Source organism: Streptomyces sp. CAI-85 (genome assembly GCF_013363615.1).
Taxonomy (GTDB): domain Bacteria; phylum Actinomycetota; class Actinomycetes; order Streptomycetales; family Streptomycetaceae; genus Streptomyces; species Streptomyces antibioticus_B.
Genome location: NZ_JAANNX010000026.1, coordinates 62,234 through 74,830, shown reverse-complemented (window position 1 = coordinate 74,830; position 12,597 = coordinate 62,234). Strand labels below are relative to the sequence as shown.

General features: G+C 72.2%; 11 protein-coding genes and 1 pseudogene. 3 read left to right on the top strand and 9 right to left on the bottom strand.

What is annotated here, in order from left to right:
• From G6W55_RS24560 to G6W55_RS24525, 8 genes and pseudogenes are all read right to left on the bottom strand, one after another.
• Positions 1–414, bottom strand: a pseudogene (locus G6W55_RS24560) (serine--tRNA ligase); the annotation flags it as partial.
• A 574-nt stretch (positions 415–988) separates the two neighbouring features.
• Positions 989–1,921, bottom strand: coding sequence for a prephenate dehydratase (gene pheA, locus G6W55_RS24555; protein WP_175523002.1), 933 nt, complete (start codon positions 1,919–1,921; stop codon positions 989–991).
• A gap of 114 nt (positions 1,922–2,035) precedes the next feature.
• On the bottom strand, positions 2,036–3,334 hold the full coding sequence (gene efeB / locus G6W55_RS24550; protein WP_175523001.1) for an iron uptake transporter deferrochelatase/peroxidase subunit: 1,299 nt from the start codon (positions 3,332–3,334) through the stop codon (positions 2,036–2,038).
• 7 nt (positions 3,335–3,341) lie between these two features.
• On the bottom strand, positions 3,342–5,300 hold the full coding sequence (locus G6W55_RS24545; protein ID WP_175523000.1) for a copper resistance protein CopC: 1,959 nt from the start codon (positions 5,298–5,300) through the stop codon (positions 3,342–3,344).
• Positions 5,301–5,313: 13 nt separating this feature from the next.
• Complete coding sequence (locus G6W55_RS24540) at positions 5,314–5,763, bottom strand: copper chaperone PCu(A)C (protein WP_175522999.1); 450 nt, start codon at positions 5,761–5,763, stop codon at positions 5,314–5,316.
• Positions 5,760–6,428, bottom strand: a complete 669-nt coding sequence (locus tag G6W55_RS24535; protein ID WP_175522998.1) for an SCO family protein — start codon at positions 6,426–6,428, stop codon at positions 5,760–5,762. The genes G6W55_RS24540 and G6W55_RS24535 overlap by 4 nt, the downstream gene beginning before the upstream one ends.
• 135 nt (positions 6,429–6,563) lie before the next feature.
• Positions 6,564–7,325, bottom strand: coding sequence for a YcnI family protein (locus G6W55_RS24530; protein WP_175522997.1), 762 nt, complete (start codon positions 7,323–7,325; stop codon positions 6,564–6,566).
• A gap of 127 nt (positions 7,326–7,452) precedes the next feature.
• Entirely contained in the window at positions 7,453–8,376 is a 924-nt protein-coding gene (locus tag G6W55_RS24525; protein WP_175522996.1) for a hypothetical protein, read from the bottom strand.
• Positions 8,377–8,640: 264 nt separating this feature from the next.
• Here G6W55_RS24525 and G6W55_RS24520 point away from each other — a divergent pair, with 264 nt between their 5' ends.
• The 3 genes from G6W55_RS24520 (at position 8,641) to G6W55_RS24510 (ending at position 10,871) form a co-directional block, all read left to right on the top strand.
• A complete protein-coding gene (locus G6W55_RS24520; protein ID WP_175522995.1) occupies positions 8,641–9,090 on the top strand; it encodes an ATP-binding protein in 450 nt (149 codons plus the stop codon).
• 75 nt (positions 9,091–9,165) lie between these two features.
• On the top strand, positions 9,166–10,065 hold the full coding sequence (locus G6W55_RS24515) for an intradiol ring-cleavage dioxygenase (RefSeq protein WP_175522994.1): 900 nt from the start codon (positions 9,166–9,168) through the stop codon (positions 10,063–10,065).
• Positions 10,062–10,871 carry a triphosphoribosyl-dephospho-CoA synthase gene (locus G6W55_RS24510; protein ID WP_175522993.1) on the top strand — a complete coding sequence of 270 codons (810 nt, stop codon included), beginning with the start codon at positions 10,062–10,064 and terminating at the stop codon, positions 10,869–10,871. The genes G6W55_RS24515 and G6W55_RS24510 overlap by 4 nt, the downstream gene beginning before the upstream one ends.
• Before the next feature lie 242 nt (positions 10,872–11,113).
• Here G6W55_RS24510 and G6W55_RS24505 read toward each other — a convergent pair whose 3' ends face one another.
• Positions 11,114–12,571 (bottom strand): aminopeptidase P family protein, encoded by a 1,458-nt coding sequence (locus tag G6W55_RS24505; protein ID WP_175522992.1) that lies wholly within the window; start codon positions 12,569–12,571, stop codon positions 11,114–11,116.
• Positions 12,572–12,597: the final 26 nt, after the last annotated feature.

Genomic DNA, 12,597 nt, shown 5'->3' with positions numbered 1-12,597 from the left:
CTTGGGCTCGAAGCCCTCGGCGCCGAAGTCGCGGATGGTGCCGTGCGTCTCCAGGGTGACGAAGTCCTCCTCGCCGCCCACCGGCACGTCCGGGTGGACGAGGTTGCCGAGGCGCAGCAGCAGCTCCTGGGTCTCGGCGTCGGCCGCGTCGCTCTCGGCGTCGGCGGCCTTGACGTCGGCCTTGAGCTGTTCGGCCCGCTTGAGCAGCTCGGCCTTCTCCTCGGGGGACGCCTTGGGGATCAGCTTGCCGAGCGACTTCTGCTCGGCGCGCAGCTCGTCGAAGCGGACGCCGGACGACCTGCGCCGCTCGTCGGCAGACAGGAGAGCGTCGACGAGCGCGACGTCCTCTCCACGGGCGCGCTGGGACGCGCGCACACGGTCGGGGTCCTCACGGAGCAGGCGAAGGTCAATCACGTGCTCAAGGCTACCGGTGCGCAGTTGCGGGTCACGACCGACTATTCCGAACCGCGCGCCGCGCGTTCCGAATCGCGGCTTACGGTGCGTTGTGAGGGAATTGCCGAGCGTGTCAATAAAAAGCGTCTCACTCCCTGGGACGGGGCAGGCCCCGGGCGCCGGGTTGACCTGATTTCCTTGCGGGGACCGGGATTTGGCGGCCCGGTTGTCCACAGGAATCGGCTCCCAGGGAAAGTTATCCACAGGGTGTGCGCATCATCTGTGGACACTGGAATTGATCATTCCGGCATGGGTCCCCGGGGTGATGAATTCCTTGCCCAAACGCCTCTCGTCTCCACTTTCGGGTGCAAAAGGGTCGCCCTAAAGGATTGTTCGAAGGAAACGGGAGGGAACAGGTGGGCGAAGGGTGGCGTACGGGTGGCGTGACGTCCCGAGGGGCTGTAGGCCGATTTGTCGACTGAATCATGCTTCGTTGTCGACTTGTCCCCAGGTCGAGAAGCCGTCCTGTGGATAACTTCTGTGGATAACGAAGATATGCAGGTAGGACCAGCCGGAACCCGGCGGTGGGGCAGGGCTAGAACCGGCCGTCCTGGCAGCGCGCCACCCAGTCCGCGGCCGTGGTGAACGCGGCGTCGGAGGTCCCCGGCAGCGGAGCCGGCACGTCCGCCGCGACCGCGTCCGCACGCGGGTACGAGCCGAGGAAGCGGACATCGCGGCAGATCCGCTTCAGGCTCATCAGCGCGTCCGCGACCCTGCGGTCGGAGATATGGCCCTCGGCGTCGATGCAGAAGCAGTAGTTGCCGATCCCGGCGCCGGTGGGACGGGACTGGAGCACCATCAGGTTGATACCGCGGGTGGCGAACTCGCCCAGCAGATCGCGCAGCCCACCGGGATGGTCGTCGCGCTGCCACAGCACGACGGACGTCTTGTCCGCGCCGGTCGGCGCCGCGGGCCGGGCGGGCCGGCCCACCAGGACGAACCGGGTCTGGGCGTTCTCCGCGTCGTGGATCCCGGTCTCCAGGGCCGTCAGACCGTACCGGGCGGCCGCGAACTCACCCGCGAAGGCGGCGTCGTAGCGGCCCTCCTGGACCAGCCGGGCGGCGTCGGCGTTCGAGGCGGCCGACTCCCACACGGCGTCCGGGAGGTTCGCCTTCAGCCAGTTGCGGACCTGCGGCTGGGCGGCCGGATGCGCCGACACGGTCTTGATGTCCGACAGCGCGGTACCGGGCCTGACCAGCAGCGCGAAGGTGATCGACAGCAGCACCTCGCGGTAGATCATCAGCGGCGCGCCCGCGACCAGCGAGTCCAGGGTGGTGGTGATCCCGCCCTCGACGGAGTTCTCGATCGGCACGAACGCCGCCTCGGCCTCGCCCGAGCGCACCGCGTCCAGCGCCGACTGCACGGAGACGTACGGGATCAACTGCCGGGTGGCCGTCTCCGGAAGCGTGCGCAGGGCGACCTCCGTGAAGGTGCCCTCGGGACCGAGATACGCGTAGCTCGCTGGCATGACCTCACCCTAATGGCCGCCGTGGGCCTTCAAGGGCCTTCAGGGGCTCTGTGGGCATTCAACTCGGCCTTTCCGGGGACTTCCGGGACCGTGCGGGGCCTTCGCATGGGAGCCTCACCCCTCCAGCAGCGCCTGCCCGACGTACCCGCCCTCCGCCGCCCCGCCCGGCACCGCGTACAGGCCGCTGGACTCATGGCGGACGAACGCCGAGAGGGCGTCACCGCGGTCCAGCTTGCGCTGCACGGTGACGAAACCGCGCAGCGGATCCGCCTGCCAGCACACGAAGAGCAGACCCGCGTCCGGGGTGCCGTCCGGGTCGATACCGTCGTGGAAGGAGAAGGGCCGCCGCAGCATCGCCGCGCCGCCGTTCTGGTCGGGGCGGGTGATCCGGGCGTGCGCGTTGAGCGGGACCACGAGATCGCCGTGCGCGTCCGTCTTCTCCAGGTCCATCTCGGTCGTCTCGTCGCCCCCGGTCAGCGGCGCCCCGTCGGCCTTGCGGCGCCCGATGACCTGCTCCTGCGCCCCGGTCGACAGCTTCTCCCAGTCGTCGAGGAGCATCCGGATCCGCCGTACGACGGCGTAGGAGCCGTTCGCCATCCAGGCGGGGTCCTTCGTGCCGGACTCGGGGACGAAGATCCGCCGCTCGAAGTCGGACTCGGCCGGCTTGGGATTGCGGGTGCCGTCGACCTGGCCCATCAGATTGCGGGCCGTCATGGGGTGGGCGGTGGCGCCCGGGGTGCGGTTGAAGCCGTTCATCTGCCAGCGGACCTTCGCCGCGCTGCCCGCGTCCTTCTGGATCGCGCGCAGGGCGTGGAAGGCGACCAGGGCGTCGTCGGCGCCGATCTGCACCCACAGATCGCCGTTGCTGCGGGACTTGTCCAGCCGGTCGGAGGAGAAGTCGGGCAGCGGGTCGAGGGCGACCGGGCGCTGTTTCTCCAGTCCGGTGCGGGCGAAGAAGCTGTGGCCGAAGCCGAAGGTGACCGTCAGCGAGGACGGTCCGGCGTCCCGGGCGATGTCGGTGTCGTCGTGCGGGGCCGCCTCGCCCGCCATCAGCCGGCGGGCCGTATCCGACCAGCGGCGCAGCAGCGCGGCCGCTTCCTTGCGGCCCGCACCGGCCGCGAGGTCGAAGGCGATGAGATGGCCGCGCGCCTGGAGGCCCTGGGTGATGCCCGGCTGATGTTTCACGTGGAACATCGCCTTCCCGGCCCCGATCGAGGACAGCGGCGTCGCCTGCGCGGGAGCGGCGGCATACCCGCCCGCCGCGCCGGCCGCCCCGAGGACCAGCCCGGTGGCCCCGGCGGTCCCGAGCAGCCTGCGCCGGGTGAGGCCCTCGGGGGAGGACGGCTCGGAGGACGGCGGCACGGTGCGGGCGGCCTCGGACGTACGGGCCTCGGGGAGGGACTGGTCGGGCATGGTGCGGTCAGCCGATCTGCGCGTTCTTGGAGACGGTCACCTGGTCGACGTCGGAGGTCCGCACGGTCACGGCGATCTTCCACTCGCCGGCCAGCGGGACCTGCACTCCGTTCGCCGACCAGTGGCCGGTGGTGATGTGGTCGGGCACGACGGGCAGCGGCCCGATGTCCTTGGCCTCCAGGGTGAAGGCGACCTTCACCTCGGGGACGTCGAAGGCGCGGCCGTTGGGCCGGGTGACGTAGACATGCATCTCGTTGGCGCCGACGCGGGCCGGGTCGATGTCCACGCTGACGACCCCCTTGCCGTCGGTGCCACCGGTGTCGAAGGTCATGTCGAGCGTCAGGGCCCCGGAGGCGGAGCCCGTCGCCGAGGAGGACGACGAGGACGAGGCCGCGGCGGCCTTGGCGGCCTCCTGCTCCGTACGGCCCGGCTCGGTCGAGGTCAGCGCGGTGGTGACGGCGAGCAGCACAATGGCGACACCGGCCTCGGCGAGCACCGAGCGGCGCAGCCCGAAGCGGTTGGGGTCGCCGTCCCGCAGCCGCTTCTGCCGTGCAGTCTCGACGGCGGCCCGCTGCCGGGCGAGCTGAGCGGCCCGCTGGGTGTCCTGCTTGCCGCCCGCCTTACCGCCGCCCGCGGACGCCGCCTGCTTCTCGGAGCCGCCCGCTGCCGCCGCCGACGCCGGCACGTGCTGCTTCTTGGGAGCCCCGGACCGGGCCGCCGCGGCCCCCTTCACCGTCGTGTCCGCGAGCCGCGCGGTCCACCGGCGGGAGATCCACGCGAGGCCGACGAGCAGGGCGACCAGGGCGATCTTGGCGAGGAGGAGCTGTCCGTAGCGGGTGTCGGTGAAGGCGGACCAGGAGCCGAGCTGGCGCCAGGACTGGTAGACGCCGGTGGCGACCAGGGCGACCACGCTGCCGAAGGCGACCTGGGAGAAGCGGTGGACGGCGGCCGCCTCGACGGGCCGGTCCGCCGGTGCCCGGTACAGGGCGACGAGCAGCGCGGTCAGCCCGCCCAGCCAGCCGGCGGCGGCCAGCAGATGCAGGATGTCGACCGGCATGGCGAGGCCCGGCTGGATGCCGGTGGAGGCGTGCTCGGCCATGGCCCAGCTCGCGGCGAGCCCGGTGGCCACCACGGTCCCGCCGATGGCGAGCCCGAAGGTCAGGTCCCGCTTCTCCTCGGCCTCCCGCTTGTCGTAGGCGCCGAAGAGCACGGCGATGAACAGCGCGGCCGCGGCGAGCAGCATCAGCCGGGAGACCAGCGCGGCACCGGTCTTGGTCTGGAGGACCTGCCCGAGCAGTTCCAGGTCGAAGACGTCCCCGAGCTTGCCCGAGCTCGTGTAGGAGCCGCGCAGGAGCAGCAGGAACAGGGTGGCCGCGGTGATCGTGACCCAGCCGGAGACGACGAGCCGCTGCACGGCCCGCACCCCGGTCCCGCGCTGCCAGCAGGCCAGCACGAAGGCGGCGGCACCGGTCAGCACGATGAACCCGGCGTACGAGGCGTACCGCCCGAAGCCGTACAGCCAGCCGACGACCCCGCCGCCGGCCTCCCTGGCGGACGCCGAGACGCTGGTCTCGGAGGGCGCGCCGATGGAGAAGGTGTAGGCGCCGGCGACCGGATGGCTGTCGGCCGACACCACCTGGTAGGTCACTGTGTACGTGCCGTCGGGCAGCCCGGAGTGCAGCCGGACGGCGTAGGAGGTGCCGCTGACGTTGCCCGGTCTGCCGTCGTCGACCCGGGTGCCCTTGGGGTCGAGGACGCGCAGCGAGTCGTCGTTCAGGGAGACGGTCTCGGAGAACGTCAGCGTCACCTGCGTGGGAGCCTTGTCGACCACCACCCCCTGCGCGGGGTCGCTGCCGGTCAGCGCGGCGTGCGCGGAGGCCGGTCCGGCGCCGGCCAGCAGGGCGCCGGTGACCGCCAGCAACAGCAGCACGAACATCCGGACGCGGGGGGCGATGGTCTGCCTCACGGTGGTCCCTCCCTCAGTGGCCGGTCTTGGGGGTGTACACGGCGGACTCCACCGGGATGTCGACCTTCAGCGGGCCGGACGCGGCGAAGTGCAGTTCGACGGTCACCGTCTCCCCCTCCACGGGTTTGCGCCGGAGCTGCTCGAACATCAGATGGCTGCCGCCGCTCCTGAACTCCAGCCGGCCGTGCGCGGGGACGTCGAGGGAGTCGACCTCCCGCATCGACGAGCCGACGGTCTCGTGGAGGGTGACGTTGCCCGCGGCGGTGCTGGTGACGGACGTGAGCTCGTCCTTCGCCCCGCCCTCGTTGACGATGGTGAGGAAGCCGGCGGCCATGGTGTCGGAGACCGGCTGGGGTATGTAGGCGGAGCGTACCGACAGCTTCGCCGCGGCGGGGTCCGAGCCCGTGCCGCAGCCCGTCAGCAGCAGCGCCGCCGCCAGGGCCACGGGTGCCAGGAGCCTCACGGCTTCTGCCCCTTGACGATCCTGGGCAGGTCCTTGGTGTACTCGTCGACGGTGGCCTCGTCGTTGTACAGCAGGTACCCGGCGTCGGTCTTCGGCGAGAAGGCGACGACCTGGGTGCCGTGGGTGGAGACCGTCTTGCCGTTCTTGTCCTTGTGCGGTGCCTCGACGGAGATGCCGAGTTCGAGCGCGGCGGCCTGGATGGTGGCGAAGTCGCCGGACAGGCCGACCACCTCCGGGTCGATGCCCTTGAGCCAGGTGCCGAGCGCGGCCGGGGTGTCCCGCTCGGGGTCGGTGGTGACGAACACGATCCGCAGCGCGTCCTGCTCCGCCTTCGGGAGCTGCTTCTTGGCGACGGCGATGTTGTTCATCGTCAGCGGGCAGACGTCGGGGCAGTTGGTGTAGCCGAAGTAGACCAGGGTCGGACGGCCCTTGGTCTCCGCACGGAGGTCGTAGCTCTTGCCCTCGGTGTCGGTGAGCACGAGGTCCGGCTTGGTGAACGGCTGGTCCAGCACGGTCACGTGCGAGGACGCGCCGGTCTTCGCCGACTCGGGGTCGACCACGGCGACGGCGCTGTTGCCGCCGTCCCCGCCGTCGGTGCCGCAGGCGGAGAGGGTCAGGGTGGCGGCGGCGAGCAGCGCGGCCGCGGCGAACGTCTTGGTGCGCATAGAGAAATGTCCCAGATGTATGAACTCCGGCGGGCGCCGGGGGGCGTACGGACGTGCTGTACGCCCCCGGCACGCACCGTGGACGAGTCGAGCCGGGCGCCGGCGGTCATCCGTCGGCGCCGCCCCGGCCCCGGATCAGGCGTCGGTCGTCGTCCGGCGGCGGCCGGCCAGCACGCCGTAGCCGACGCCCGCGGCGCCGACGACGATGCCGACCACGCCGAGGACCCGGGCCGTGGTGTCGCTGCTGTCGCCGGCCGCGGCCTCGGTGGTCGCGGACGCCGCCTCGGCGTCGTCCTTCTCCTCGGACCCGTGGGAGTCGTCGGACGCCTTGTCGGCGCCCGCGCCGTGGTGGCCGTCCTCGGAGGCGGCGGACAGGGCGAGCACGGGCGCCGGGTTCTCCGGCTCCTCCGCGCCGTCCTCCTGGACCTCGATCCAGCGCACGACCTCCTTGTTGGAGTACGTCTGGATCGCCTTGAAGACGAGCTCGTCGGTGTCCTCCGGGAGCGTGCCGACGGACACCGGGAACTTCTGGAAGAAGCCCGGCTCGACGCCCTTGCCGGTCGCGGTCCAGGTGATCTTGGAGACGGCCTCGGAGATCTGCTTGCCGTGCAGCTCGATCGGCTTGTCGAGGGTGGCCTTGGTGACCTGGATCTTCCAGCCGTCGATCGGCTCCGGCATGGCCGAGGCCAGCGGGTGGTCGGTCGGGAAGGTCACTTCGAGCTTGGTGGTCGAGGCGTTGTCGCGCTCGTTGGGCACCTTGAAGTCGACGACGGCGTAACCGCCCTTGGCGGCCGTGCCCTCCGGCTGGACGGACACGTGCGCGAGGGCGGGCGAGGCCACGCCGAGGACGGCGAGACCGGCGACGACGGTGGCGGCGGCGATACGAGAGGTCTTCATGACGGTGAGCACTCCACTCAGGATGAGGTGGCGACGGTGACAGACGTGCGCGGAGCACCACGCACGCGCGCGTGCCGTACGACGGCGCCCCGTCCCCCCGAGTCGGTGGAGTGTCGGTCGCGTCGTGTCAGGCAGCGAGGACGAGAGCCCCGGCGGCCGGCGGGCCGCGTCTGATCACCGAGTGCTGGAGTGCGGTGGTGCGCGGCTCGGCCGGTGCGAGCAGCGCGGCGAGCGGCGGGCGCGGGGCCGCCGAAGGCGTGGCGGGCAGCCCGGCCAGCAGCGCGCGCACCAGCGCCAGCGCCGCGCGCAGGGACCGTACGCACGCCCCCTCGGCGACGCCGTGCGCCGACAGGTCGATCAGCCGCCGCAGGGAGGCGTCCCCGCGCCGCAGCAGCCAGCCGGCGGCGAGGGCCGCGAGGAGATGGCAGAGCAGCATGGGCAGGGACGGCAGCAGATGCGGCGACGGCAGGAACGACAGCGGTGCCATCGACGACAGCCCCGAGCCGCCGCTCACGGCCGTCGGCAGGGCGTCGGCCGCGTGGTGCATGGACCCCATGCCGTCCGTCGCGCCCGTGCCGCCCGTGCCGCCCGTGCCGCCCGGGTAGAGCCGGGCGTCGATCAGCAGTTGCTGGGCCCGGGCCGGGGTGATCGCCGCCGCCGCGGCCCCGCAGACCAGCCGGGCGGCCCGCGCCACCAGTTCGGCGTCCGTGAGACCCGTGGCCGTCGTCGTGGCCGCCGCCGCGGTGTGCTGCCCGAGCCCGAACAGGGTGTGCAGCACGCCCTGTCCGGCGGCGAGCAGCGTGGCGACGTACGGCAGTGAGCGCTCGCGCCCGGCGAGCGGCACCACCACCGCGAGCACGCCCAGGAATCCCGCGCCGAGCGTCCACAGCGGAACGGCGGTGCAGGCGGCCATGGTGTGCCCGGCCGCGGCCAGCACGACACAGACCGCGGCGAACACCGCGGCCCGCAGCAGCCGGGGGCCGGCTTCGGAACGCGCGCCGCCGGGGCGCTCGTCTCGACGGCGCGCCGCGCGCGGGTGGGGGGCACTCATGGCGGGCTCATCATCGCACTGGCCGCGCGGCCGTCATACGGCAGGTCCGCAAGATTCCGCATGCCCCGGTGAGATGGGAAAGATCACCCTATGATCCGCTTCTGGGACGAGTGGTACGACTGATACCCCGTGCGCCTCACATACACCGATTCCCGCCTTCACCACATCCCCCATATGGGCCGCATCACGTGGAATTCGCGCTTACGGAGGTGTCGTAGCGGCAATACGTATCGGTATGTCGAGCCGCAGCCAGGAGGCTGGAGCATGAGCATCTGGTGGTCACTCCATCTGCGGCGTGAAGCCGCGAGTGTTCCGCTCGCCCGTCGTCTGCTCCTCGGCACCATGGAGACGGCCGGCGTCGACCCGGACGTCAGCTACGACCTCTCCGTCGCCCTCAGTGAGGCGTGCGCCAACGCCGTCGAGCACGGCGGGAACCGCGGGCACGGCGGCGGGTCGGAGGCGTACCGGGTGACCGCCTACCTCGACGGCGAGAAGTGTCGTATCGAGGTCGCCGACTCCGGTCCCGGCTTCCTCGGCGAGCGCCCCAGCCGCGCGGTGGCGTCCGTGTTCGCGGAGGACGGCCGCGGTCTGCATCTCATCCAGGAGCTGGCGGACCATGTCCACATCGGCAACAAGCCGGGGCGGGCGGGGGCCGTGGTGAGCTTCGACAAGATCCTGAAGTGGCGCAAGGACGCGCCGCTGATGGCGGTCTGACGCCGCGTCGGCACTCACAGCCCGCTCTCAGCGTCCCCCAAGGCGTCTGACGGTCGGTGTTCTTAGGTTCCTGGCATGACGGGAAACCACAAAGACAGCACCATCACCCGGCGCCGTGCCCTCGTGGTGACCGGCGGCACGGCCGTGGCCGGCGGGCTCGCCGTCGCCGGTTACCAGGCGGCGTCCGCCGATTCCGGTACGGCGACATCGGCTTCGGCTTCGGCATCTGCTTCGACCGGGGCCGCGTGCATGACGTTGATGACGAGCGTCACGGAAGGGCCCTACTACCTCGACGGGGCCCTGGTGCGGAAGGACATCACCGAGGGCAAGAGCGGGGTCCCGCTGACGCTGCGGCTGGCCGTCGTCGACGCCACCGACGGCTGCACGCCGGTCAAGGGCGCGGCCGTCGAGATCTGGCACTGCGACGCGTGGGGCTACTACTCCGGCTACACCACGGCCAACCCCGGCGGTTCGGCGCCCGCCGAGAGCGAGGACGGCTCGACCGCCGACGACGACACGTATCTGCGCGGCTATCAGGTCGCCAACGCCAACGGGGTCGTCAAGTTCGAGACGATCTTCCCCGGTTGGTACACGCCCCGCACCTGCCACATCCACGTCAAGGTGCACACCGGCGGCGAGAAGGAGGACGGCACGTACGAGGGCGGCAAGGTCAACTTCACCGGCCAGTTCTTCTTCGACGACGCGATCGCCGAGGAGATCTTCACCCTGGAGCCTTACTCCCGGCACTCCGGCAGCTACACGGTCCTGGACGACGACATGGTCTACGACGGCGGCGGCGCGGCGAGCGGACTGCTCACCCTCGAGGCCGTGCACAAGAAGGATCCGTCCAAGGGGTACAAGGGGTTCCTGACCCTGGGGATCGACCCGGACGCCGAGAACACGGGCGCGGGCGGTGGCGGAGAGGGCGGTGGCGGAGAAGGCGGTGGTGGCACCCCGCCGAGCGACGCGCCGTGACGGACCGTGCGGACGAGGTGCTCGCGCAGGCCGCGGTGGCCGCGCTGACCGGTCAACTGGCCCTGGCTCCCAAGCCGGGCCTGCCCGACCCCCGTGACCTGGACGCCCGTGTCACCCGCCGCGACCACCGCGGCCTGCGCTGGTCGGCCAAGGCCCTCGCGCCCGGCCTGGCCGCGATGGCCGCCGCGGCCCGCCGCATCGGCGAGGCGACACCCCGGCTGCGCGCCGAGCTGGGCGCGATCGGGCGGTGCACCGAGCACACGGTGGGTCTGGCAGGCGGCGGCCACCGGGGTGCCCTGTGGGCGCTCGGCCTGCTGGTCGCGGCGGCCGCCCTCGACCCCGGCGCCCGCGGACCCGAGGTCACCACCACCGCCAAGCGGATCGCCGCCCACCCCGACAAGGGCGCGCCCCGGCGCCCCTCCCGGGGTTCCTCCGTCTCCGCGAAGTACGGCGCCCCGGGTGCCCGCGGCGAGGCCCGCGCCGGCTTCCCCCACGTCCGACGGGCCCTGGAGGCCCTCTGCACCGCCCGCCGGGCCGGCGCGACCGAACCCCAGGCCCGCCTGGACGCCCTCCTCACCGTGATGTCCACCCTCCAGGACACCGAACTCCTCCACACGGCAGGCCCCTTGGGCCTCCGCCACGTCCAGGCGACCGCCCGCGGAATCCTGGCCGAGGGCGGCACGTCCACACCCACCGGCGGCGCGACCCTGGCCGCGTTCGACACGGACCTCCGCACCCGAGGATGGACCCCGCGCGGCAGCGCGGCCCTGCTGACGGGCGCACTGTTCGTGGACGCGTTGCCCTGACGGTCGCAGGCACGCGGTACATCAGGACGGGCGCTCACGGCGCCCCGGCCGCGGGCGGTGCGGTCCGGCCGGGTGGCCTGTCTGGCCGGGCGCCGGCGGTGTGCCGGGCGAGGTCGGCGCGGCCACACCTGCCGGGGGGCGCGGCTCTGGCCGCGTTCGGCATCGGCCCCGCATCCACGCAGACACACGAACGGCCGGGCACCGATGTGTGCGTGCCCGGCCGTTCCGTATGTGTGTGTGGCTCAGGACGTCAGGGACGCCATCCACGTCTCGACCTCGTCCGAGCGGCGCGGCAGACCCGCCGAGAGGTTTCGGTTGCCGTCCGTCGTGACGAGGATGTCGTCCTCGATGCGGACGCCGATGCCGCGGTACTCCTCCGGCACGGTCAGGTCGTCGGCCTGGAAGTACAGGCCCGGCTCGACGGTGAGGACCACGCCCGGCTCCAGGGTGCCGTCGACGTACGACTCCACGCGCGCGGCGGCGCAGTCGTGGACGTCCATGCCGAGCATGTGGCCCGTGCCGTGCAGCGTCCAGCGGCGCTGGAGGCCCAGCTCCAGGACCCGCTCCACCGGCCCCTCGACCAGGCCCCACTCCACGAGCCGCTCGGCCAGCACACGCTGGGCCGCGTCGTGGAAGTCGCGGTACTTGGCGCCCGGCTGGACGGCGGCGATGCCGGCCTCCTGGGCGTCGTACACCGCGTCGTAGATCTTGCGCTGGACGTCGGTGAAGCGGCCGTCGACCGGCAGGGTGCGGGTGACGTCGGCGGTGTAGTACGTGTGCGTCTCGACGCCCGCGTCCAGCAGGAGCAGGTCGCCCGCGCGGACCGGGCCGTCGTTGCGCACCCAGTGCAGCGTGCAGGCGTGCGGCCCGGCGGCGGCGATGGTGCCGTAGCCGACGTCGTTGCCCTCGACCCGCGCGCGGAGGAAGAACGTGCCCTCGATGTAGCGCTCGGAGGTGGCCTGCGCCTTGTCGAGCACGCGCACGACGTCCTCGAAGCCGCGGACCGTGGAGTCGACGGCCTTCTGGAGCTCGCCGATCTCGAAGTCGTCCTTGACGAGCCGGGCCTCGGAGAGGAAGACCCGCAGCTCCTCGTCGCGTTCGGCGGTGACCTTGTCGGTCAGGGCGGCCTCGATGCCGGCGTCGTGGCCACGCACGACCCGGACCGGCCCGGTGGCCTCGCGCAGCGCGGCGGCCAGCTCGCGCACGTCGGAGGCGGGCAGGCCGTACAGCTTCGCGGCCTCGGTGAGGGAGTGGCGGCGGCCGACCCACAGCTCGCCCTGGCCGCTGAGCCAGAACTCGCCGTTCTCCCGGTCGGAGCGCGGCAGCAGATAGATCGTCGCGTCGTGGCCCTCGCCCTTGGGCTCCAGGACCAGGACGCCGTCCTCGGTCTGGTTGCCGGTGAGGTACGCGTACTCGACGGAGGCGCGGAAGGCGTACTCCGTGTCGTTCGACCGGGTCTTGAGGTTGCCCGCGGGGATCACCAGGCGCTCGCCCGGGAAGCGCGCGGACAGCGCGGCCCGGCGGGCGGCGGTCTCGGCGGCCTGGGCGATCGGCTCCAGGTCGCGCAGCTCGGTGTCGGCCCAGCCGGACTTCATGTTCTCGGCCAGCTCGTCGGAGACGCCCGGGTACAGGCCGTTCTTGCGCTGCTTGATCGGCTCTTCAGACTCTTCCGGGGTCTCCGGGGTGAGCTCGTCGGCCACGGTCTTCCTCCTCGATACGGCACTGG